This window comes from Streptomyces sp. NPDC102441, assembly GCF_044765585.1.
Lineage (GTDB): Bacteria > Actinomycetota > Actinomycetes > Streptomycetales > Streptomycetaceae > Streptomyces.
The window spans coordinates 509,667-532,522 of record NZ_JBIWKH010000005.1 but is presented as its reverse complement, the minus strand read 5'-3'; the positions used below and the strand labels follow the sequence as shown (position 1 = coordinate 532,522).

Annotated in this window: 20 protein-coding genes; 14 read left to right on the top strand and 6 right to left on the bottom strand. The window is 71.4% G+C overall.

The window, feature by feature from the left end:
• The first annotated feature begins 34 nt into the window (after positions 1–34).
• On the top strand, positions 35–499 hold the full coding sequence (locus ACIREO_RS13925; RefSeq protein ID WP_404108642.1) for a hypothetical protein: 465 nt from the start codon (positions 35–37) through the stop codon (positions 497–499).
• 56 nt (positions 500–555) lie between these two features.
• Here ACIREO_RS13925 and ACIREO_RS13920 read toward each other — a convergent pair whose 3' ends face one another.
• Positions 556–1,914 (bottom strand): MFS transporter, encoded by a 1,359-nt coding sequence (locus tag ACIREO_RS13920; RefSeq protein ID WP_404108640.1) that lies wholly within the window; start codon positions 1,912–1,914, stop codon positions 556–558.
• A gap of 109 nt (positions 1,915–2,023) precedes the next feature.
• On the opposite strand from ACIREO_RS13920, the gene ACIREO_RS13915 reads away from it, so the two are divergent.
• From ACIREO_RS13915 to ACIREO_RS13875, 9 genes are all read left to right on the top strand, one after another.
• Positions 2,024–2,509 carry a MarR family winged helix-turn-helix transcriptional regulator gene (locus tag ACIREO_RS13915; RefSeq protein WP_404108638.1) on the top strand — a complete coding sequence of 162 codons (486 nt, stop codon included), beginning with the start codon at positions 2,024–2,026 and terminating at the stop codon, positions 2,507–2,509.
• A 62-nt stretch (positions 2,510–2,571) separates the two neighbouring features.
• A complete protein-coding gene (locus ACIREO_RS13910) occupies positions 2,572–3,498 on the top strand; it encodes a hydroxymethylglutaryl-CoA lyase (protein ID WP_404108635.1) in 927 nt (308 codons plus the stop codon).
• Positions 3,499–3,533: 35 nt separating this feature from the next.
• Positions 3,534–4,304 (top strand): enoyl-CoA hydratase/isomerase family protein, encoded by a 771-nt coding sequence (locus tag ACIREO_RS13905; protein ID WP_404108632.1) that lies wholly within the window; start codon positions 3,534–3,536, stop codon positions 4,302–4,304.
• Positions 4,301–5,509 carry a CaiB/BaiF CoA transferase family protein gene (locus ACIREO_RS13900; RefSeq protein WP_404108630.1) on the top strand — a complete coding sequence of 403 codons (1,209 nt, stop codon included), beginning with the start codon at positions 4,301–4,303 and terminating at the stop codon, positions 5,507–5,509. The genes ACIREO_RS13905 and ACIREO_RS13900 overlap by 4 nt, the downstream gene beginning before the upstream one ends.
• A 1-nt stretch (position 5,510) precedes the next feature.
• Positions 5,511–6,320: an enoyl-CoA hydratase/isomerase family protein gene (locus ACIREO_RS13895; RefSeq protein WP_404108627.1), complete on the top strand. Its 810-nt coding sequence runs from the start codon at positions 5,511–5,513 to the stop codon at positions 6,318–6,320.
• Positions 6,317–7,936 carry an AMP-binding protein gene (locus ACIREO_RS13890; RefSeq protein WP_404108625.1) on the top strand — a complete coding sequence of 540 codons (1,620 nt, stop codon included), beginning with the start codon at positions 6,317–6,319 and terminating at the stop codon, positions 7,934–7,936. Before ACIREO_RS13895 ends, ACIREO_RS13890 begins: the two co-directional genes overlap by 4 nt.
• On the top strand, positions 7,933–8,907 hold the full coding sequence (locus tag ACIREO_RS13885) for an NAD(P)H-dependent flavin oxidoreductase (RefSeq protein WP_404108623.1): 975 nt from the start codon (positions 7,933–7,935) through the stop codon (positions 8,905–8,907). Before ACIREO_RS13890 ends, ACIREO_RS13885 begins: the two co-directional genes overlap by 4 nt.
• A 235-nt stretch (positions 8,908–9,142) precedes the next feature.
• Positions 9,143–10,654 (top strand): FUSC family protein, encoded by a 1,512-nt coding sequence (locus tag ACIREO_RS13880; protein WP_404108620.1) that lies wholly within the window; start codon positions 9,143–9,145, stop codon positions 10,652–10,654.
• Between the two features lie 118 nt (positions 10,655–10,772).
• Positions 10,773–11,843: a lactonase family protein gene (locus ACIREO_RS13875; protein WP_404108618.1), complete on the top strand. Its 1,071-nt coding sequence runs from the start codon at positions 10,773–10,775 to the stop codon at positions 11,841–11,843.
• An 83-nt stretch (positions 11,844–11,926) separates the two neighbouring features.
• Here the strand turns inward: ACIREO_RS13875 and ACIREO_RS13870 are convergent, their stop codons facing one another.
• The 5 genes from ACIREO_RS13870 to ACIREO_RS13850 form a co-directional block, all read right to left on the bottom strand.
• The gene (locus ACIREO_RS13870; RefSeq protein ID WP_404108615.1) at positions 11,927–12,850 is read right to left on the bottom strand and encodes a sirohydrochlorin chelatase; all 924 of its coding nucleotides are present in this window, start codon (positions 12,848–12,850) and stop codon (positions 11,927–11,929) included.
• Between the two features lie 138 nt (positions 12,851–12,988).
• Positions 12,989–13,990: an N-acetylglucosamine kinase gene (locus tag ACIREO_RS13865; protein WP_404108613.1), complete on the bottom strand. Its 1,002-nt coding sequence runs from the start codon at positions 13,988–13,990 to the stop codon at positions 12,989–12,991.
• A complete protein-coding gene (locus tag ACIREO_RS13860; protein WP_404108612.1) occupies positions 13,987–14,664 on the bottom strand; it encodes a uracil-DNA glycosylase in 678 nt (225 codons plus the stop codon). Before ACIREO_RS13860 ends, ACIREO_RS13865 begins: the two co-directional genes overlap by 4 nt.
• An 80-nt stretch (positions 14,665–14,744) precedes the next feature.
• Complete coding sequence (locus ACIREO_RS13855) at positions 14,745–15,830, bottom strand: WD40/YVTN/BNR-like repeat-containing protein (protein ID WP_404108609.1); 1,086 nt, start codon at positions 15,828–15,830, stop codon at positions 14,745–14,747.
• Between the two features lie 126 nt (positions 15,831–15,956).
• On the bottom strand, positions 15,957–17,015 hold the full coding sequence (locus ACIREO_RS13850) for a LacI family DNA-binding transcriptional regulator (protein ID WP_404108607.1): 1,059 nt from the start codon (positions 17,013–17,015) through the stop codon (positions 15,957–15,959).
• Between the two features lie 215 nt (positions 17,016–17,230).
• Here ACIREO_RS13850 and ACIREO_RS13845 point away from each other — a divergent pair, with 215 nt between their 5' ends.
• The 4 genes from ACIREO_RS13845 to ACIREO_RS13830 are packed head-to-tail and all read left to right on the top strand — an operon-like array spanning position 17,231 to position 22,766.
• A complete protein-coding gene (locus tag ACIREO_RS13845) occupies positions 17,231–18,475 on the top strand; it encodes an extracellular solute-binding protein (RefSeq protein ID WP_404108755.1) in 1,245 nt (414 codons plus the stop codon).
• Between the two features lie 2 nt (positions 18,476–18,477).
• Positions 18,478–19,407 (top strand): carbohydrate ABC transporter permease, encoded by a 930-nt coding sequence (locus tag ACIREO_RS13840; RefSeq protein ID WP_404108605.1) that lies wholly within the window; start codon positions 18,478–18,480, stop codon positions 19,405–19,407.
• A gap of 4 nt (positions 19,408–19,411) precedes the next feature.
• Positions 19,412–20,311, top strand: coding sequence for a carbohydrate ABC transporter permease (locus tag ACIREO_RS13835; protein ID WP_404108602.1), 900 nt, complete (start codon positions 19,412–19,414; stop codon positions 20,309–20,311).
• A gap of 52 nt (positions 20,312–20,363) precedes the next feature.
• The gene (locus ACIREO_RS13830) at positions 20,364–22,766 is read left to right on the top strand and encodes a glycoside hydrolase family 3 N-terminal domain-containing protein (protein ID WP_404108600.1); all 2,403 of its coding nucleotides are present in this window, start codon (positions 20,364–20,366) and stop codon (positions 22,764–22,766) included.
• Positions 22,767–22,856: the final 90 nt, after the last annotated feature.

Sequence of the window (22,856 nt, the reverse complement as noted above, 5' to 3'; positions counted from 1 at the left end):
GTGTCCGGTCGCGCGGCCCGTCGTTGACCAGGGCATGAACCTGCGGTCCATCTCTCTCGTGCTCGTCGCCCTGCTGAGTACGGCCGGCTGCGTCTCCGTCCAGGCCGAAGCGGAGAGGCCCGCGCCCTCCGCTTCCGTACGTTCCGGAAACCTCCCCGCCGTGCAGGCGTCCACGTCGCCCACCGCGCCCCCGGCCGTCCATGACGCCCTGGGGAAGGCCGAGGAGGAGCCGGGCCGTGGCAAGAAGCGGAAGAAGAAGGAGTCGGCGGCGCGTGCGCCGGCCCGGCGTGGGGGTGTGGTCGCACCACCGGCCGTTCATGAGGCGCGGAAGCAGCCGCGACTCGGGACGCCCGCCCGCTCCGGGGCGCAGCGCCGCGCGGGTACGCCCGGCCGGGCCCGGCCGGGGCAGACGTACGACATGCGCACCGTCTGCGCGACGGGACGTGGGGTCGCGTCCGCCGACATCGTCGATCTGTGCCGCACCACGTACGGCCGTTGACGGCGCGTCATGTGAGGACCGCCTACGGGGACCGCCCGCCCGGTCCGGCGGGCGGTCTAGGACGGGCGCTGTTCGCGCAGGTCCCCCGCCTTGACGCCGACCAGCAGAAGCACCACGGCCAGCAGCACGATGCCCGCACTGATCTGCAGACCGAGCGCGAGGCTTCCGGTGCTCTTCTGGATGAACCCGAGCAGGGACGGTGAGGCGGCCGCCGCGAACGAGCCCATGGACGTGACGAGGGCGATCCCGGTGGCCGCCGCACGTTCGCCCAGGTAGATGGAGGGGATGGAGTAGAAGACCGTGAGACCGGAATAGTGGGCCGCGGCGAGAATCGCCAGGAGCACCACGACCACGAACACGTCCCCTCCGGACATCGAGAGCGCCACCATGGCCACGGCGGCAACGGTCCAGCTGAGCGCCGCGTGCCAGCGGCGTTCCAGGGTGCGATCGGAGTGGCGTCCCACGATCAGCATGACCACGATGCCCAGCAGCGGCGGCAGGGCGGAGAAGAAGCCCAGGTCCAGGACATCACCGACGCCTGCCTCGGCGATGATCCGGGGCGTCCAGAAGGACACGGCGTTGGCAAGGGTGTAGGCGCCGCAGGCGCAGAGACCGATGATCCAGACCTTGGGGTCCCGCAGGGCGAGGAACAGCCCGCCGTGCCCCTTGCCGGGCACCTGGTGTGCTGCCTTGCGCTTCTGGTCCGCGTCGAGGTCCGCACGGACGGCTGCCCGCTGCACCGGAGTCAGCCAGCGTGCCTGTTCGGGTTCGTCGACCAGCCAGAGAAGGACGGCGACGGCGAGCAGGATGGGGGGAATCCCCTCTATGACGAACAGCCACTGCCAGTCGGCGAAGCCCTCGTTGCCGTCGAAGGCCTTCATGATGCTGCCGGACATGAGGGAGCCGAGGACACCTGAGACGGGGACTCCGGCGAAGAACAGCGCGGTCATGCGCGTCCGGCGCGCGGAGGGGAACCAGCGCGAGAGGAAGAAGAGTGCTCCCGGGAAGAAGCCGGCCTCCGCGACGCCGAGGAGGAACCTGGCGATGTAGAAGGTGGCTTCGTTGTGGACGAGTGAGGTGCAGACCGTGACGACGCCCCAGGACGCCATGATGCGTACGAGCGTCTTACGGGCGCCGAGCCGGGCCAGCAGCGCGCTGCTCGGTACCTCGAAGAGGATGAAACCGACGAAGAAGAGGGTCACGCCCAGGCCGTAGACGGTGGAGTCGAAGCCGAGGTCCCGTTCCAGGCCCTGCTGGGCGATCCCGATGTTGGTGCGGTCGATGAAGCTGACGACGTAACAGATGATCAGGAGCGGCATGACGCGTCTGGCGATGGTGCGGTAGGTCGCGGTGCGGTCGACTTCGGACGTGTCGACGGTGGTGTGCGTATCGGTGGACGCGGACGGATCGGCCACGGCGTACGGCTCCTTTGCCGGTGGGTGTCGCCAAAGGCGGCGGGCGTTGCGAGTTTCCGCCGCCTAAGTTGATAAAGTCAACACCCCTGGCGGGGATACCATGCCGCCCATGGTGAAACGTGAGGATGGCCGGGACCTGGTGCCGATCTCCGATCTGCTGTCCTACAGGTTGTCGCGTACGTCGTCGGCCCTGTCGCGCAGTGCGGCGCTCAGGTATCGCCGCGAGTTCGATGTGAGTCTCGGTGAGTGGCGCACCATAGCGCTCATCGCCGCCGACCCGACGCTGACGCTCAATCGCCTGGCCCGCCGGGCCGGCCTGGACAAGGCGCAGATGAGCCGGGTCGTGCGGGGGCTGGTCGAACGTGGGCTGGTCAGCCGGACCGAGGGGGTGGGGCGTAGTCGCCAGCTGGCCCTCACGGGGGCCGGGGTCGAGGTGTACCGGGGGCTGATCGGGGCTGCGAACGAGCGGGACGAGGCCTTCTCGGCGCTCCTCTCCGGCGAGGAGGCCCGGGTTCTCGGGCGCGCGCTGGAGAAGCTGGCCGACCTCGCGCTGTCCCTGGAGAGGGTGGAGCGGGAGCGGCTGGAGGACGAGTAGGTGTTGACAAAATCAACACCCGGGGGATAGTCCTGGTCGGGTCATCCTGAGGAGGTGGCTCTATGGCCGACATGGTCACCATCTGTGAATGCTTCGCCCGGGACGGGCTGCAACACGAACCCACGTTCGTGCCGACCGAGACCAAGATCTCCCTGCTGGAGTCGTTCGCCGACGCGGGCTTCCGCCGCATCGAGGCGACCAGCTACAGCCATCCGCGGTGGGTCCCCGCGTTCGCCGACGCGAGCGAGGTCCTGGAGGGCGTCGTCCACCGCCCCGGGGTGGCGTACAAGGCGACGTGCCCCAACCCGAGGGCCGTCGAACGCGCCCTGGCCGACCTCGGCCGGGGCGCGGGCGCCGAGGAGCTGAGCCTGCTGGTATCGGCCAGCGAGAGCCACACGGAGAAGAACCTGCGCGCCACGAGGGCGCAGCAGTGGAAGCGGGTCGAGGACATGATCCGCCTGGCGGACGGCCGGTTCCGGCTGATCGGGGTTGTTTCCGTCGCCTTCGGCTGTCCCTTCGAGGGGCGGGTCGACCCTGGGCGTGTGGCCGAGGACGTCGCCCGCTTCGCCGACCTGGGCGCGGACGCCGTCACCCTGGGCGACACCACAGGCGTCGCCACCCCTGCGGCCGTCGCCGCCCTGTTCAGCCGTCTGGAGCGGACCCGGCCCGGCCCGGACCTCGTCGCCCACTTCCACAACACCCGTGGAACGGCCGTCGCGAACGCGGTCGCCGCCCTGGAGGCCGGCTGCCGTCACTTCGACAGCGCCCTCGGGGGCGTCGGCGGCCATCCGTCGAAGATCGGCTACGGCGCCGGCCTCACCGGAAACGTCTGCACCGAGGACCTGGTGAGCCTGTTCGAGGCGATGGGTGTCGATACCGGCATCGACCTGGACGCACTCGCCTCCGCGTCCCTCGCCTGCGAGGCGGCGCTGGGCCGCCCCCTGCACAGCATGGTGGCCCGCGCCGGCTTCCAGCGCGCCGCCGCGTGACCCCGTCCCCACCGTCCGACCGAGGAGAACCTTTCGTGACCGTCACGACCAGCGGGCAGCCGACCGACCCGGGTACGCGGGACTCCGGCGTGCTGCGCGTCGAAGACCGGGGCTCCGTCCGTGTCATCACCCTCAACCGCCCCGACAAGCTCAACGCCCTCGATACCGCGCTCACCCGGGCCCTGAGCGGCGCGCTCGACGAGGCGGAGAACGACGGACGGGTCCGCGCCGTCGTCCTCACCGGCGCGGGCCGCGCCTTCTGTTCTGGTGCGGACCTTTCGGAGTTCTCGGCCCTCACCCCGGACGAGCCGGAGGCCGTCCTGGAGCGGGCGGCCCTCACCGCACGCCTGCAGACCCGGATGCAGCGGATGGGGACCCCGGTCGTCTCCGCCGTGCGGGGCGCGGCGGTCGGTGGCGGCGCGGGCCTCGCCATCGGCGCCGACATGACGGTCGTAGGCTCGGATCTGAAGTTCGGCTACCCCGAACTGCGGCACTCCATCGTCCCGGCCCTGGTCATGGCCGGGATCCAGCGTCAGCTGAACCGCAAGCTCGCGTTCGAGCTGATCAGCACGGGGCGGCTGCTGTCCGCTGCCGAGGCCCTGGAACACGGCCTGGCCAACCGTGTCGTGGAACCCGGCCAGGTCCTCGACGCGGCGCTCGAGATCGCGGAGCGATGGGCCGCGGTCGAGCCCCGCGCCCTGCGCGCGGCCAAGGACCTGTTCTACCGGGTCGCGGACCTGCCCACCGAGGCGGCGGTGCGGGCCGGTCAGGACGTCAACGCGCTGATGCGGGGGTTCCGCCGGTGAACACGCCCACTACCGTGCCCGGTCCGCTCACCGGCATCACCGTCCTCGACTTCTCACGCGTCCTGGCCGCCCCGATGGCCACCCAGATCCTCGCCGAGCTGGGGGCCACCGTCATCAAGGTCGAACGACCCGGCGGCGGCGACGAGACCCGAGGCTTCGAGCCACGCCTGCCGCAAGGTGAGAGTGCCTACTTCTTCGCGTTCAACCGCGGCAAGCGCTCGATCACCCTGGACCTCAAGGACCCCCGGGGCCGGGACGTCGCCCGCCGGCTCGCCACCCGTGCCGACGTCGTCGTGGAGAACTTCCTGCCCGACGTCATGACACGACTCGGACTCGGGTACGAGGAACTCTCCGACCGGAACCCGGGGCTGGTGTACGTCTCCGCCACCGGCTTCGGGCAGAGCGGTCCCGACCGCCTGCGCAAGGGATACGACACGGTCTTCCAGGCACTGTCCGGTGTCATGGCGATGACAGGGGAAGCGGACGGACCGCCGAGCAAGACAGGGATCCCGGTGGCGGACATGACGTCCGGGCTCTGGGTCGCCATCGCCGTTCTCACCGGTCTCGCAGGCCGCGGCGTCACCGGCCGCGGGCGCCACTTCGACGTCTCCATGATGGATGTGCAGCTCAGTCTGCACGCCCTCAACGCCGCCCGGCTGTTCGCCCTGGACGAGGACCCCGTGCGCACCGGTACCGAACACCCGGGGCGCGTCCCGTCCGCAGCCTTCCGGGCCGCGGACGGCGGATGGCTGCACATCAGCGGAAGCGACCAGCACTGGCTCCCCCTGTGCTCCGTGCTCGGACTGCCCGAACTCGGCGCCGACCCGGACCTGCGGCACAACTCAGGGCGCGTCGCCCAGCGTGACCGCGTCATGACGGCGCTGCGTGCGGCCGTCGCCGTACGGGACCGCGAGCCGCTGCTCAAGGAGCTGCGCGTCGCCGACATCCCGGCCGGGGAGGTCCGCGGCGTCCGTGAGGCCCTGGCCGATCCGCACACGCAGGCGCGGGGTGTCGTCGCCGACTTCGATCACCCCACCGAAGGCACCTTCCGAGCCCTGCGCACCCCGCTGAGGGAGACCGGCGGGGAACCGGCGCCCGCCGGCGCCCCACCGCTGCTGGGCGCCGACACCGACGCCGTGCTCACGGAGTTCGCCGAGCTGGACGACAGCGAGATCGAGGGCCTGCGGGCCGCGGGAGTGATCTGAGATGACCGGGAACGAGCAACCGGGCCGCCCCGAGGCACCGCGCGTGATCCACACGGTCACCGACGGCATCGCTCACGTCGCCCTGGCCCGGCCGCACGCCCGCAACGCCGTCGACCTTCCGATGTGCCGGGAGCTACGGTCCGTCTTCGAGGAGATCGACGCCGACGACGGAATACGGGTGGTGCTCCTGTCCGCGCAGGGTCCCGCGTTCTGCGCCGGAGCCGACCTCAAGGAGCGGGCGGGACGGGACGCCTCATGGGTACGGCGCAGACGCCTCGCCTCGTTCGCCGCCTACGAGGCCATCGAGCAGTGCCGCCACCCGGTGGTCGCACTCGTGCACGGCGCGGTGGTGGGCTCCGGCGGTGAGATCACCCTGGCCGCGGACTTCGCCGTAGCCGCCGAGAGCACCACCTTCCGCTTCCCGGAGCCGCACTGGGGGACGGTCGGCGCCACCCAGCGCCTGCAGCGGGTCATCGGCAAGCGGCGGGCGAAGGAACTCCTCTTCACCGGCCGGTCCATGCACTCCGCCGAGGCCCTCGACCTCGGTATCGTCTCCCGCCTGGTCCCTGACGACCAGCTGGCCGGGACCGGTGCCGAGATCGCGGGCACGATCGCGAAAGCGCCCGCTCTGGCCATCGCGCTGACCAAACGAGCCGTCGACCTCGGCGGCGAGACGGACCTCGACCGCGGCATCAGGATCGAGATGGCGGCCATCGAGCAGTGTCTGTCCGACGGCGGCTGGCGGGACGGCGTCGACCGGTTCGCAGGCCGTTCCGAGAAGCCCGGTACCACCGACCTGGAGGAGCGATGAACCTCAGGACGACATGTCCCCTGACCGCCCACGAGGCGCTGGACAGGGCGGCGCTGCTGGCCCCCGACGTGGAGGCCGTGGTCACCGCCGAGGAGCGGATCACGTACGGGGAGCTCGCCGCCGAGGTCGTCCGGATCCGGTCCGCCCTCGCCGCCGCGGGCATCGGCCGGGGCGACCGTGTGGGCCTCTGCCTCGGCAACGGGCCCCGCTGGGTCGCCCTGTTCGTCGCCATCGGCTCGGTCGGAGCGGTGGCCGTACCCGTCAACACCAGGTACACCGCCGGCGAGGTGGAACACACCTTGGACCACGCGAAGGTCTCCACCCTGTTCGTCGCCGACCGGGTACTCCGCGTCGACCTCTGCGCCCTCCTGAGCGAAATCGGCATCGGAGCGGACTCCACCCCGACCTGCCCCCGTCTGCCCGAGCTGCGGCGCGTGGTCGTGTGCGGCGAGGACATACCCGGCTGGGCCACGGCATGGCCGGACTTCCTGAACGCGGCGGAGGACGAGGTCCCGGCCACCGGGACCCCCGACGACATCCTGCTCGTCCAGTACACCTCCGGCACGACCTCCCGGCCGAAGGGTGTGCTGCTCACCCACCGCAGCATGTGCGCCGACGCGTTCTTCTCCGGTGCCCGCCTCGGCCTGCGCACCGGAGACCGCTTCCACAGCGCCCGGCCGTTCTTCCACGTCGCCGGGAGCACGCTGTCCGTCCTGGCGTCCGTCCAGCACGCCACCACGCTGGTCACGATGCCGAAATTCGAAGCGGCGGAAGCACTGCGGCTGATGGAGAGCGAGCGCTGCACCCACTTCTCCGGCAATGACACCATCGCCCTGATGCTTCTCAACCACCCCCGCCTCGCGGACCATGAGCTCCACCTGCGGGGCGCGTGGGTCGCAGCCTCTCCCACCGTCATCCGCAGAGTGATCGACGAGCTGGGCGCCCGCGAATGCGTCGCCGGATACGGGCTCTCCGAAGCATCCCCCAACGTCGCGCAGTCCTGCTGGTGGGAGGACGACCAGGTGAGGGCGTCCGGTGCGATGCTGGCGGAACCCGGCGTCGAGGTCCGCATCCGGTCGGCGGACGGCACCCGGGACTGCGCCCCGGACGAACCCGGCTCGATCCTGGTGCGCGGATGGAACGTCATGCGGGGCTACCTCGACGCCCCGGAGGCGACCGCGGCGGCCATCGATCCCGACGGCTGGCTGGCCACCGGTGATGTCGGCGCGCTCGACGCCACCGGCCGGCTGCACTTCGTAGGACGTACGAAGGACATCATCCGGGTCGGCGGCGAGAACGTCGCACCGGCCGAAGTGGAGGACGTGCTGCACTGTCATCCGGGCGTCAGGCAGGCCGTCGTGGTCGGGGTACCGGACGAGCGGCTGGTCGAAGTGCCCTTCGCCTTCGTGATCCTCACCGGACAGGGGGCCACCGAGGACGAGCTGATCGCCTGGGCCCGCACCCGCATGGCGGGCTTCAAGGTGCCACGCCATCTGCGGATCGTCGACGGTTTCGAGGGCATCGGCATGACCGCCAGCTCCAAGGTCCAGAAGAACCGCCTCGCCGCCCACGCCCGCGCGCTGCTCGGTGGGCGGGACCACGAGGTGCCGGTGTGATCACCATCCCCACTCCGGTGACCCGACTGCTCGGGATCCGTCTGCCGGTGATCCAGGCGGGCATGTCATGGGCATCGTCCAGCTCGGCGCTCCCTCTCGCGGTCAGCCGCTCCGGCGGCCTCGGCGTGGTCGCCGCGGGCCCCATGCGACTGGACGACCTCGCCCGCGTACTCGACGAGACGGCGGCGGGCACCGACCTCCCCTGGGGCGTCAACCTGCCGCTCTACCGGACGGGCGCCGACGACGTCATCGATCTGCTTCTGTCCCGGCGGCCACCCGTGCTGATCGCCTCCCAAGGCGGCCCGCGCCGCTACCTCGAGCGGTTCCGTGACGCCGGCACCGTCTGCCTGCACGTCGTGGCCGGCGCCGAACACGCACGGAAGGCGGCCGACGCGGGCGTCGACGGACTCGTCGTCGTCGGCGCGGAGGCGGGCGGGCACCCACCGCCCGCCATGGTCACCACGCAGGTGCTCGTCCGTGCCGTGGTCTCGGCCGTTCCGGAGATTCCCGTGATCGCGTCGGGCGGGATCGCGGACGGCGCCGGACTGGCCGCCATGCTGGCCCTCGGGGCGGGCGCCGCCCAGTTCGGGACCAGGTTCCTCGCCACCAGGGAAGCGACCGTGCACCCCGACTACAAGGCGGCGGTCCTCGCGGCGGGTGTGGAGGACACCCGCACGGTCGGACACGGGCTCGGCGTCATACGCGCCGTCGGGAACGATTTCACCGAGCGCATGCGACGCCTCGAAGAGTCCGCCGCCACGCTCGACGTACGGCGCAAGGAGTTCCAGGGCGCCAGTCTCAAGGACGCCGCCCTGCACGGCCGGATCCGCGAGGGCAAGGTCGAAGCCGGCCAGTCCGCGGGTCTCGTCGACGCGATTCTTCCCGCCGCGGAAGTCATCGAGCGCATCGTCACCGAGTACCGGACCGCACTCACCCGGCTGCCCGCCCCGACGGTGCACCGGGAGGTGTGACAGCCGTACGGACGTCTCGCGGAGTGCGAGGGCGGCAGGCCTGGTCCGTTGGCTCTGCTGTGGCCGGGCACGGTGCAGTTGTTCTGTGCCATTGGCCCATAAGCATGGTCTCCGGTTGAACCACCAGCCCACCAGGTGCTGAAATGGGCCTATCAATGGCGCTGCGGGTTCCCCCGGGATCCCCGCGGCGCCTTTCTCATGTCCGCGCTGGTGCATGTGCGAAAGGGAGGGCGACTTGCTGAAGAGGGCGTTCGTCGCGAGCGATCCGGGGCGGGTACGGCTGCGGTTCGCGTCCCGGGCCGTGCTCGGCATCGGGCTCGCCGTCGCGCTGTGCGGGGTGGCCGGGCATTCGCTGGCGGCGGCCGTCACCGGTGGCCTGGCCGCGCTGCTCGCACTGTTCACGGTGACCGATCCGACGGTGCGCGGGCAGGCGGTCACCACCGCGCTCCTCCCCGTCGTCGGCCTTCCGGTGCTCACGCTCGCCGCCGTCCTGCACGATGCGCCCGTCGCGCGCGACCTGGCGTTCCTCGCCGTCGTGGGGGCGGGGGTGTACGCGCGGCGCTGGGGGCCTCGCGGGCACTCGCTGGGCGTGTTCGGCTTCATGGCCTATTTCTCCGCCCAGTTCCTGCACACGGTGCCCGGCCGGCTGCCCGAGCTGTACGCGGCCGTGCTGCTCTCGCTCGTCGCGTCGTCGGTGGTGCGGTTCGGTGTGTGGTGCTACGAGCGGCGGCTCCCGGCACCCGTGGCAGTCGCCCTTCCCGCCGGAGCGTCGGGGCTCGGGCGGATCACGACGCGGCAGGCCGTGCAGGCGACGCTGGGGGCGGGGCTCGCGCTGGCGGCGGGCCAGGTGCTCTCCGATCAGCGTTGGTACTGGGCGGTCGGCGCCACCTGGTGGGTGTTCGTGGCCACGGCCTCGCGAGGCGAGACCGTCGTCCGCGGGTTCAGGCGGTTCCTGGGGACGGTGCTGGGGATCGCCCTGGGCTTCGCCGTGGCCGTGCCGCTGCACCACGAGCCGGTCGTGGCCGCTGTGGTCGTGGCGATGAGCGTGTTCGGGATCTTCTACACCGCCGCCGTCTCCTACACCTGGATGATGCTGGCCGTGACCGTGATGGCGAGCATGCTGTACGGGCTGCTCGGCGTGCTCGACGCGGGTCTGCTCATGCTGCGGGTGACCGAGACGGCGGTCGGGGCGCTCGGTGCCGTACTGGCGGTGCTGTTCGTGCTGCCGGTGACCACGCACTCGGTGACCGAGGCGTGGGTGGAGAGGGCCCTGCGGTGTGTGCGCACGTGCACGGCGGAGGCCGCCGCCCGGCTCGCCGGGAGCGAGGAGGCCGACCCGCCCCCGCGCGTCGTCGAGCTGGAGGCGATTCTCGGCCGGGTGCGCCTGTCGCTCGCGCCGCTGGTGCATCCGCTCAACCCGATGAAGGACCGCAAGCGACGGGCGCGGCATGTGCTCGCGCTGCTCGACGACTGCGCACGCGAGGTGCGCGGACTGGCCTCCGTCGCTGCCGACCCGGAGGCCTCGCACGACATCCGGCTCGCCGCGGCCTGCTGGCGGGTGGAGGCCGCCGTGGAGGCCCTCACCGACGCGCCGGTCGTCGGGCAGCACCGCGGGCCCGACAGTGCGACGGCTGCGGAGCCGACAGGCGTCGAACCGGTGCTCGCCCACTTCCACGCGCTGGAGCGGGCCCTGCTCGATCTCGCCGTGCCCCTGCGGAGGGCCGGCCGGATCCCCGTCGGCGCCTGAGCCGCCGCGCGCCCCGTCCCCTGGCTCCTGCGTCCTTTGTTCTTTGGACTGGACCAAAAAGTGGGGCCTGCTACGGTCGGCCGGGAAGATCGTGACGGACGTGAAGAGGGGTAGCGCGATGGGCGCCGACGATGCGAAGCGGGCATTCATAGGGTCGTTCACCTCGGCGGGCGGCCGTGGCGTCAGCGTCGCCGCCGTCGACCGTGACACCGGGGCGCTGACCTTGCTCGCGTCCACGGACGCCGTGGCCGACCCGTCCTTCCTCGCGGTCGGCCACGCTCCCGGGACGGGTGACCCCGTGCTGTACGCGGTCAGTGAGACCGAGGAAGGCGCCGCCGCGGCGTTCGGCATCGACGACGACGGCGCACCGCGGCTGATCGGCGAGGTGCGGCCCGTCGGCGGTAGCAGCCCCACCCACCTGGCGCTCGCCGCAGGCCACCTCCTGACGGCCGACTACGGCTCCGGCAGCGTCACCGTCCTGCCCGTGCGGGACGACGGCTCGCCCGGCCCGGCGGCCGGCGCGCTGCACCACGAGGGCCGTGGCCCGGACGAAAGCCGCCAGTCGGGCCCGCACGCGCACCAGGTGCTGGCCGACCCCTCGGGAAAATGGGTGCTGAGCGTGGACCTCGGAACGGATTCCGTACGCGTCTGCGCCCTCGACCCCGGCACCGGCTCCCTGCGTCTCCACACCGAGACGGCACTGCGGCCGGGGACCGGACCGCGCCATCTCGCCTTTCACCCGTCGGGGGGACACGCGTACGTCCTGAACGAGCTGGAGCCGACGGTCACCGTGTGCAGCTGGGACGCGGCCGGAGGCCGGCTCGAACCGCTCGGGGAGACACAGGTGCTGCCGCACGACCACGACGAAGGCGACGCGGTCCGCACGTACCCGTCGGAGGTAGTGGTCTCGCGTGACGGCAGGTTCCTGTGGACCGCCAATCGCGGGCACGACAGCATCTCCGTCCTCACGCTCGACGAGACGGCCGAGAAGCCCGTCCTGGTGGCGGCTGTGGGCTGCGGTGGCCGCTGGCCCCGGGATCTCACCCTCGATCCCACAGGGCAGTGGCTGTACGCCGCCAACGAGCACTCCGGGAACGTCAGCTGGTTCGCCGTGGACGCGGAGACGGGGGTCCCGGCGCACGCGGGGTCCGTCGAGGTCCCGGCCGCCTCCTGCGTGGTCTTCGCCTGACACCTGGACTGCCCGGAAAATGGCGTGCGGCGCGGACCGGAGCGAACCGGCCCGCGCCGCGTCGCGCGTGGGAGTGGCGCGGATCAGTGCGCCTGGGCTCCCTGCGGGGTCGCCGGGGTGATGCCCAGCGTCGTCGCGTACAGGGAGAGCACGAGCTTGCCGATGGCAGGGTAGGCGCCGAGCGGCTCGGCGGTAGAGCAGCCGGCTTCCTTCGCGGCGGCGTCCAGCAGCGCGGCGTCGATCTCCGGGCCCACCAGATACGGCGCGAGTGCGAGCTGTGCGGAACCGGAGTTCTGCAGCTGCGCGGCGATCGAGGCGACCGAACCCTCCACGTCCAGGGCCGCGGCCATCACCGGCACGGCCAGACGGGCGGCCAGCAGCATGCCGGTGATCCCGGCGGCCTGCACGGCCTCCTCGCCGCCCACCGTGGCCAGCACGATGCCGTCGGCCGCGGTCGCCACGGTGAACAGCCGCGCGCGGTCCGCGCGCGCCAGACCGGCCTCCGAGAGCCGTACGTGCAGCGCTTCGGCGAGCAGCGGGTGCGGCCCCAGGACGTCTGTCAGCTCGGTCCGGGTGCCGCTGTCCATGATCGCCTGCCGTATGCGCCGGATCAGGGCGCTGTCCGGCCCCGCGAGCAGCGGCACCACGACGGCCGACGGGCCCGAGGGCTCGGCGACCTCGCGGCCCGCGGCCGTGGCCTGCTCGTAGCGCGCGGTGCGCTCGGCGGCGGCATGGGTGAGTACGGAGGCGAGCGTGGGATATCCGGCGTCGTCTCCGTCGAGATAACCGATCTGTGCGTTCAGACCGGGCAGCTCGGAACGGGCGATGCTGATCACTTCCTCGGCCAGGCTGCGCGAGGCCGGGGAAGGGGTACCGGGAAGGGCAAGAACGAGCGCGGCAGCGCCCTCAGGTGCGACCACGGGCTCCGGGCGGCGGTGCCGTCCGGACTGGCGAGGTCGCGGCATTCGTACAGGCAGGCCGGAAGCGGGCCCAGTGGGGGTGCTCATGGCGCCGCATGCTACTGGTTTTGGGTGACCCTCTGTTCGGGGAGGGGGTCGTCAGGCGTTATCTGTCCGTATATGTCTGTTGAGCGGCATAGCGGGCAACTGACCTGCTCTGTCCGGACGGACAATCGCTCGAATCGCCTACGTTACTCCCGGTACGAACAGCAGGGTCGGGTGGGGCGGCAGTCGCAGACCCGGCCCCGCGAGGGCACGGGCGATCTCCAGCGCTCCATGCAGCGGATCCCCCTCCGCCGGAACCACCCGCGCCTGCGGGACCCGCTGGGCCAGCTCCCTCCGCAACGGCCCGAGAAGAGGCTCGCCCATGCGGAACAGCCCTCCGGTCAGAGCGACTTCGCAGCCACCGGGGCGGGAGACCGAGGCGCGGGGGCACACGGCGGCAGCCGCCTCGGCGATGTGCGCCGCGGCCTCCCGCAGGATCCCCGCCGCCACCTGGTCATCGAGGGCGCAGGCCCCGACCTCGGGGGCGAACGACGCGAGCAGCGCAGGACGGTCCGTACGCGGATAGAGCAGGCCGGGAAGACCGGCGACCGGTCCGAAGACCGCCTCGAGCCGGGTCAGCAGCACGGACGACCCTCCGCGTCGGCCGTCGTGGGCCCGCATCGCCGCGTCGAGCCCCGCCCGGCCGATCCAGGCGCCGCCGCCGCAGTCGCCCAGCAGATGCCCCCAGCCGTCCGCCCTGTGCCACGACGTGAGGTCGGTGCCGAGCGCGATCATGCCGGTGCCGGCCGCGACGACCGCCCCGGGCCGCTGTCCCAGCGCGCCGGTGTACGCGGTCACCGCGTCGGCGGCCAGGGCGATCCGGCGCACACCCAGGGCGTCTGCGAGTGCGCCGGGCAGCCGGGCCCGCAGCTGCTCGCCGAGGGTCGCCATTCCCGCGGCCCCGATCGCCGCCGCGGTGACGCCCGCCCCTGGCCCGGCCTGTTCCAGCAGCCGGCCGACGGCGGGCAGCAGCTGCTCCAGCAGATGCCCTGCGTCGATGCCGTCCGCGCCTGTCCGCACCGGTTCGGCGCAGAGGGCGGTGAGCACCGGATGCCCCGCGTCCACCGGCCCGAGCGCCACGCGCAGCCCCGACCCGCCCGAGTCGACGCCGACGACGAACGACCGGCCCGGGGCGCCGGTCACGGCAGCTGCCAGTCGACCGGCTGTGCCCCCTGGCGCTGGAGCAGTTCGTTGACCCGGCTGAAGGGGCGCGAGCCGAAGAAGCCACGGTCGGCGGACATGGGGGAGGGGTGCGAGGACTCGATCGCCGGGTAATCACCGAGCAGAGGGCGGACGTTGCGGGCGTCGCGCCCCCACAGGACCGACACCAGCGGAGCCCCCCGGGCCGCCAGCGCCCGGATGGCCTGCTCGGTGACCTCTTCCCAGCCCTTGCCGCGGTGGGCTGCAGGGCGCCTGGGAGCCGTGGTGAGCGCCCTGTTGAGCAGGAGCACCCCTTGCCGCGTCCAGGGCGTCAGATCGCCGTTCGAGGGCCGTGGAAGCCCCAGATCCGCGTGCAGCTCCCGGAAGATGTTCTCCAGGCTCCCGGGCAGCGGGCCGACGTCCGGCGCCACCGCGAAGCTGAGGCCGATCGCATGCCCCGGCGTCGGGTAGGGATCCTGCCCGACGATCAGGACGCGCACCTCCTCGAACGGCTGCTGGAACGCCCGCAGGACGTTGGGCCCCGAGGGCAGGTAGGTGCGCCCCGCGGCGATCTCCGCCCTGAGGAAGTCGCCCATCGCGGCGACGCGTTCGGCCACGGGCTCAAGGGCTTGCGCCCATCCCGGCTCGACGATTTCTTTCAACGGTCGTGCTGCCACGGGGCGCACTCTACTTGTGCGCCGGCGGGGTGATGACCGCCCCCGTCATCCGCCCGTCACCCCCCCGTCGGCCGCCCCGGTCAGTGGAGCACCACCGCCCGCACGCACAGCACATCGGGCAGATGCGAGACGAGTTGCTGCCAGGTGTCGCCGTCGTCCGCGCTCGCGTACACCTCGCCGTTGCGATTGCCGAAGTAGACCCCTGCCGGGTCGGCGTCGTCCGTGCAGAGGGCGTCACGCAGCACCGTGCCGTAGTGGTCGCCGTCCGGAAGGCCTCGGGTGAGGGGCTCCCAGGTCTCTCCCGCGTCCTGGGTGCGGAAGACCCGGCAGCGGTGCCCGGCGGGCACACGGTCCGCGTCGGCGTTGATCGGGAAGACGTAGAACGTGTCCGCGCGGTGCGGGTGCGCGGCGGCGGCGAAGCCGAAGTCCGAGGGCAGGCCCGCGCCGATGTCCTTCCAGTGCTCCCCGGAGTCGTCGCTGCGGAACACGCCCCAGTGGTTCTGCAGATAGAGCCGGTCGGGGTCGGCCGCGTCCCGGGTCACTTTGTGCACGCACTGCCCGAACTCGGGGTCCGGGTCCGGCAGGAAGACTGCGGAGACCCCCTTGTTGGACGGCGCCCAGCGTTCGCCGCCGTCCTCGGTGCGGAACACCCCCGCCGTGGAGACGGCGACGGTCACGGCTGCGGCGTCCCTCGGGTCCGGCAGGATGGTGTGCAGGCCCTCGCCGCCCCCGCCCGGCACCCACGCGGACCGGGTGGGGTGCTCCCAGAGCGGGCGGACCAGCTCGAAGGACTCGCCGCGGTCGTCCGAACGGAACAGAGCCGCGGGCTCGGTTCCCGCGTACACCACGCCGGGGGCCTCGGGGCCGGCGGGCTGCAGCTGCCAGACCCGCTCCAGCGAGGCTTCGGTGAACTGCGGGAACTTCACGGCAGGTTGCTTCGGCTCCACCCAGGTCGCGCCCAGGTCGTCGGAGTGGAAGACCGAAGGGCCCCAGTGCGCACTGTCGCCGCCGGCCAGCAGCCTGGGTCTCTCCCCACGGGTGTCGATCGCGACGGAGTAGATCGCCTGGGCGTTGAAATGCGGATTGCCGAACGTCCACGAGCCGTGGTGTCTGCGGCCGATGAAGAGTCCCTTGCGGGTGCCTACGGTGAGCAGTACTTCGGTCATGACAGGACCTCCCGAAACGCCGTTGTGCCGGTTGAGGCCAGTCTGCACCCGGCCACTGACAGCGGCCGGGAGATGCGGGATCGGCCCAGGTCACAGCGGTCGCGGCAGGAGGCGCGAGCCGCCCCGTCAGCGCGCCGGCGGGGCGGTGCTGCTGCGGACCACCAGACTCGTCGCCAGGTCGACCCGGGTGGTGGCCGGCTGCTTGCCCCGCCCCAGGTCGAGGACCAGCCGGGCCGCGGTCTCGGCCATCTCTATGAGCGGCTGGCGCACCGTGGTGAGCGGCGGGCCGATCCAGCGGGTGAGCGGCAGGTCGTCGAAGCCGACCACACTGAGGTCCTCCGGGATCCGCAGTCCCAGCTCGCGCGCGGCCTCGTAGACACCGAGTGCCTGCAGGTCGTCCCCGGCGAAGATGGCCGTGGGCGGTTCCGGCAGGCGCAGCAGCTCCAGGGCCGCCGTATAGCCGCCCTCGTGGTTGAACTCGCCGTCCCGGACGAGCCCGGGGTCCATCGGGACGCCCGAGGTCTCCAGAGCGGCACGGTAGCCGTCGATCCGGGCGCGGCTGCACATCATGCGGGCCGGTCCGCCGATGACGCCGATCCGCCGGTGGCCCAGACCCGTCAGATGGCGGGTGGCGGCAAGGCCGCCCTGCCAGTTGGCCGCCCCGACCGAGGGGATGTCGTCACCGGGGTCCCCCGCGGGATCGACGACGACGAACGGGATGGAGCGGCTGGTCAGCTGAGCACGCTGCGACGCGTCGAGGTCCGAGAGGACCAGGATCACTCCGGCCGGGCGCCGGGCCAGAACGCCGTCCACCCATGTCTGGCCGGGGGTGAGCCGGCCGGCGCTCTCCGAGAGGACCAGGCTCAGTCCTTCCTCCCTGGCGACGTTCTCGACGCCCCGGACGACCTCCATCGCCCACGCGCTGTCCAGCTCGTGGAAGACCAGATCGATCAGCCGGGACTGCTGGGAGGCGCCCCGCCTGCGGCGGTAACCATGCCGCAGCAGCAGCTCCTCCACCCTCGTGCGCGTACTCGGGGCGACATCGGCGCGCCCGTTCAGCACTTTCGAAACTGTCGGAGCTGAAACTCCGGCCGCTCGGGCGATCTCTGCCAGCGTGGCGGTGCTCTCCGACGACTCGTCGACGGACACCTTCTCCTGTTGGGGCTGGACCTTTGCAGGGCTCATGCATGAATCGTAGCTCCATCGAGGCCCTGGATACGCGTCTGGGAAGGGTTCGTAAATCCTCGCTCCTACCCTCTTGACGGGCCCGAAACACGACCGTACGGTTCCGGCAACATTCGAAAGGCACGCCGAAACATTCGACAGAGGGTGCGGTCATGCGGTCGGGGATATTCACTCAGGGCACATGTTCGACAAGATGGGCCGCGGCGGGCGCGGCGATGGTCATGGCCGGTGTGCTGGCCGGATGCGGCTCCGGGGGCGGCGGGAGTGACGGCGGAACGCTCACCGCCTACGTCTACGGCGACGACGAGGCCAAGATCCAGCAGGCGGCGGTCGACTCGTTCAACAAGACCTCCGAGGTCAAGGTGAAGCTGGTTCCGGTTCCCGGCGCCGACTACGTGAACAAGCTGCGCAGCGCCATGGGCTCGCCCAACGCCCCTGACATCTTCTACAACTGGGGTGCCGGCTCCATCAAGCCGTACGTCGACTCCAAGGGTCTGGTCGATCTGACGTCGACGATCAAGAACGACGCCGCGCTCAAGGACGGCTTCATTCCCTCGATCGTGACGGCCGGAAGTCTCGACGGGAAGATCTACGGCGTGCCCATGCGCGGCATGCAGCCCGTGATGCTCTTCTACAACAAGACCCTCTTCGCCGAGCACCACATCGAGCCTCCGAAGAGCTGGGAAGACCTCCAGCAGGCGATCAAGACCTTCAAGGCCGCAGGCATCACGCCCTTCGCACTCGGTGGCGCCGAGAAGTGGCCCGAACTGATGTGGATGGAATACCTGCTGGACCGGATCGGAGGCCCGGAGGTCTTCAAGAGGATCCAGGACGGAGACACCGACGGCTGGGGCGACCCCGCGGTGCTCAAGACGGCCCGGACCGTCAAGGAGCTGGTCGACCAGGGTGCCTTCGGCAAGAACTTCAACTCGGTCGACTACGGCAACGGCGGGGCCCCGACCCTCCTCAACAAGGGCAAGGCCGCGATGCACCTCATGGGCTCGTGGGAGTACTCGACCCAGCTGGGCAAGGCCCCCGAATTCGCCAAGAAGGACCTCGGCTGGACCACGTTCCCGGCGGTGGCCGGCGGGGTCGGTGACCCGGCGAACATCGTGGGCAACCCCACCAACTACTGGTCCGTCAACGCCCGCACCGAGCACAAGGACGCCGCCATCGAGTTCCTGAAGACGATGGCGTCGGAGACCTACGCGCAGTCCCTCGTCGACAACGGTGCTGTTCCCACCACGTCCAACGCGGCCTCCATGCTGAAGGGCTCCCCGAACCCCCAGTTCGCCACCGACCAGTACGAAATGGTGCAGAAGGCCCCGAGCTTCACCCTCTCGTGGGACCAGGCACTGGAATCCCGGTACGCCACGCCACTGCTCACGGAGATCACCAAGCTGTTCGCGGGCAAGACGACCCCCGAGCAGTTCGTCGAAGCGATGAAGGCTGCAAAGTAACGATGTCCCACCACATTCCGGTCGCGAAGAGGCACGGAGACAGGAAGGCGGCCGACGGCAGCGTCGGCCGCCCCCCGGTCGCCTGGGCCGTCCCCGGCATCCTCTTCTTCGCCGTCTTCGCGATCGTCCCCCTGGCGATCGCCGTCTATCTCTCCTTCTGCGAATGGGACGGGCTCAACTCCCCGACCCTGACCGGCCTGGACAACTGGACCAGGCTGTTCAAGGACTCCGAATTCGGCCAGGCCGCCTGGCTGAGCCTCCTGCTCACCACCATCAGCTGGTTGTTCCAGACTCCGGTGGCCCTGCTGCTCGGTGTCTGGGCGGCGGGCCGTCAGCGCAGCCGGGCCTTCCTGTCCGCGATCTTCTTCGTCCCGCTGCTGCTCTCCACCACGGCGATCGCCACGCTCTTCCACGCGTTGCTGGATCCCAACTTCGGGGTGATCCAGACGATCGGGCCCTGGCTCGGCATCGATCCCAACGTCATGGGGTCGTCCACCGGCGCGCTGCTGGTGGTCGCGTTCGTCGGCGGCTGGCAGTTCATGCCCTTCCACACGCTGATCTACCAGGGCGGTGCCCGGCAGATCCCGGAGGTCCTCTACCAGGCCGCCTCCATCGACGGAGCCGGCATGGTGCGGCAGTTCTTCCACATCACCCTGCCGCAGCTGCGGCACACGATGACGACCTCGTCCGTCCTGATGATCGTCGGCTCACTGACGTACTTCGACACCGTGCTCATCATGACCAAGGGCGGTCCCGGCACGGACACGACGATCCTGCCCTACCTGATGTACCGGACCGGCTTCCAGACGTACGACCTCGGCTACGCGGCGGCCATCGCCACCGCGCTCGTCGTCGTGGCCACCAGTATCTCGCTGATCATGGTCCGTCTCAGTGGCTTCGGGTCCATGCGGTCCACCCGGGAAGGTATGTGACGACATGTCGATCGACACCCGCCCCGCTGCCCCGCAGCACAGCGTGAAGTCCCCTGTGCCGAGTCGCGGCCGCCCGGCCGGACGGCGCAGGCGTCTGGGCAACCCGGTGGCCGGCATCGGCTCGATGATCTGGCTCGTCATCGTCCTGGTGCCGCTGTACACGCTGGTCTCAGCGTCGCTGATGCACCAGGACGAGGCGCTGAACGGCGACCCCCTGGCGATCCCCACGGATCCGACGCTCGACAACTACAACTTCGTGCTGGACAGCGGGTTCCTCACGCTGATCGCCAACACGGCGGTCGTCGCGGTGGCCACGGTCGCCATCGTGCTGGTGCTGTCCGTGCCGGTGGCGTACGTGGTGGTGCGCACCCGCAGCCGCCTCTCGTCACTCGCCTTCCGGACCTTCCTGCTGGGCGTCGCCATCCCGGCACAGGCGGTGATCGTGCCCCTCTATCTGATGATCGGGAAGATGGGCCTGTACGACACCCTGTGGGCGATCATCCTGCCCACCGCGGCCTTCGCGATGCCCGTCGCGGTCCTCGTGCTCAGCGGCGCGATGCGTGATGTCTCCGAGGAGATGTACGAGGCGATGGCCCTCGACGGAGCCTCGCCCATGCGCATGCTGTGGCAGCTGGCGGTGCCGTTGTCCAGGGCGGGGATCAGCACCGTCGCGATCTTCTCCGCCCTGCAGGCGTGGAACGGCTTCCTGTTCCCGCTGATCCTGACCCAGTCGGAGGAGCAGCGCGTGCTGACGCTGGGGCTGTTCAACTTCATGAGCCAGTTCGGAGTGAACATCCCCGCGGTACTGGCAGCGATCGTCCTCTCCGTCATACCCATCTTCGCCGTGTACCTCGTGGCGCGGCGGGCGCTGATCAACGGACTGATGGGGGTGGGCGGCAAGTAGCACACCGACGCCGCCCCGGACCACCGCACTCATGAGAGGAACCTCTGCCGCCATGGCAATCCACCCCGTCCCGCAGGCCCGTCACGCCGATTCGCCTCCCGTCGCCGACGGCCCGTGGCGCGACCCCTCGCTCAGCCCCGAGGCGAGGGTGGCGGACCTGGCCTCCCGGATGACGCTCGAGGAGAAGACCGCCCAGCTGTACGGAATCTGGGTGGGCGCCGACGCGGAGGGCGACGGAGTCGCACCGCACCAGAACGACATGGTCGACCCGGTCGACTTCGAGGACATCACCACGCGCGGACTCGGCCAGCTCACCAGGCCGTTCGGCACCGCGCCCGTGGACCCGGGCGTCGGCGCAGTCTCGCTGGCCAGGGCCCAGGCCAGGATCGCAGAGGCGGGCCGGTTCGGTATCCCCGCGATCGCCCACGAGGAGTGCCTGGCCGGCTTCACCGCCTGGGGCGCCACCGCCTATCCGGTGCCGCTGGCCTGGGGTGCGGCCTGGGACCCGGAGCTGGTCGCCGAGATGGCGCACCGGATCGGCAGCGACATGCGGTCGGTCGGTGTCCACCAGGGCCTCGCTCCCGTCCTGGACGTCACGCGGGATCTGCGCTGGGGCCGCGTGGAGGAGACCATCGGAGAGGATCCGTATCTGGTCGCGACCATCGGCCTGGCGTATGTCAGGGGCCTGGAGTCCGCCGGGATCGTCTCCACGCTCAAGCACTTCGCGGGCTACTCGGCGTCGGCGGGCGCCCGCAACCTCTCCCCGGTCAGGGCAGGCGCCCGGGAGATGGCCGATGTGATCCTGCCGCCTTTCGAGCTGGTGATCCGCGACAGCGGTGCCCGCGCGGTGATGCTGTCGTACGCGGAGATAGACGGCCTGCCCGTGGCCGCCGACGCGTCGCTCCTCACCGGACTCCTGCGCGACACCTGGGGGTTCACCGGCACGGTCGTCGCCGACTACTTCGGCATCGGCTTCCTGGAGACCCTGCACAAGGTGGCCGCGGACCGCGGTGACGCCGCCCGGGTGGCCCTCACCGCGGGCGTCGACATGGAGCTGCCCACCGTACGCAGCTACGGCGACGCGCTGGTCGCCGCCGTACGCGACGGACTCGTGGCCGAGGAGCTGGTGGACCGCGCCCTGCACAGGATCCTGCTGCAGAAGTGCCGGCTCGGCCTGCTGGACCCGGACCGGAAGGCCCTCCCCGCCGTGCTCGACGGGGTGGATCCCGAGCAGGCGCGCGGCACCGTGGACCTCGACCCGCCGAGGAACCGCGCGCTGGCCCGGCTGCTCGCCGAGCGGTCCTGTGTCCTGCTGGCCAACCCCGGGGACGCGCTGCCGCTGAGCGGCACCGGACGGATCGCGGTCGTGGGCCCCCGCGCCGACGACCCGCTGGCCATGCTCGGCTGCTACTCCTTCCCCAGCCACGTCGGGGTCCAGCACCCCGAGGCAGCCGTGGGCATCGACATACCGACGGTGCTGGAGGCGCTCCGGGAGGAGTTCCCCGGCGCGGGCATCGACTACGCAGAGGGCTGTGACGTGGACGGCACGGACGCCTCCGGCGTGGAGGCGGCCGCCGCACTGGCGGCCGGCGCCGACGTCTGTGTGGCCGTTCTCGGAGACAGAGCCGGGCTGTTCGGCCGCGGTACCTCCGGTGAGGGCTGCGACGTGGCCGACCTCGCCCTGCCCGGCCTCCAGGGTGAGCTGCTGGACGCGCTGCTCGCCACCGGCACCCCCGTCGTCCTGGTGCTGCTGACGGGACGTACGTACGCGCTCGGCGGGCGGGCGGACCGGCTGGCCGGCTGTGTGCAGGCCTTCTTCCCCGGCGAGGAAGGCGGCCCCGCACTCGCGGGAGTGCTCTCGGGGCGGGTCAACCCGTCCGGGCGTCTGCCGGTGGGTGTGCCCAACGGAACCGGCGGCCAGCCGTGGACCTATCTGCAGCCGCCGCTCGGCCGGGCCAACGGGGTCAGCAATCTCGACCCGACGCCGCTCTACCACTTCGGTCACGGGCTCTCGTACACCTCGTTCGCCTGGGAGGCCGGTGCCGACGTGCCGGCCGAGCTTGCCACCGACGGCGAGACCGACCTCGCGGTCACCGTCCGCAACACCGGAGACCGCGACGGGGCCGAAGTGGTCCAGCTCTACGTCCACGACCCGGTCGCCCAGACGACACGCCCCGAAGCGCGGCTGATCGGATACGCCCGGGTCCCGCTCGCCGCGGGGGAGTCCCAGAGGGTCAGCTTCCGGTTCCACCCGGACCTGGTCTCCTTCACCGGGACCGACGGGCGCCGGATCGTGGAGCCCGGCGACCTGGAGCTGCGCTTCGCCACGTCCAGCGACGTGGCCGACGTCAAGCACACCGTACGGCTGTGCCTCACCGGCCCGGAGCGGACCGTCGATCACCGGCGCCGCATGGTGTGCGACACCTCGGTCGACCCGCTGACCGCGCAGAGGTGACGTGGGGGGGGCCCCGCCCCCCCCCCCCCCCCCCCCCCCCCCCCCGGGGGGGGGGGGGGGGGGGGCGCAAAATTAGGAGGCCCCCCCGCC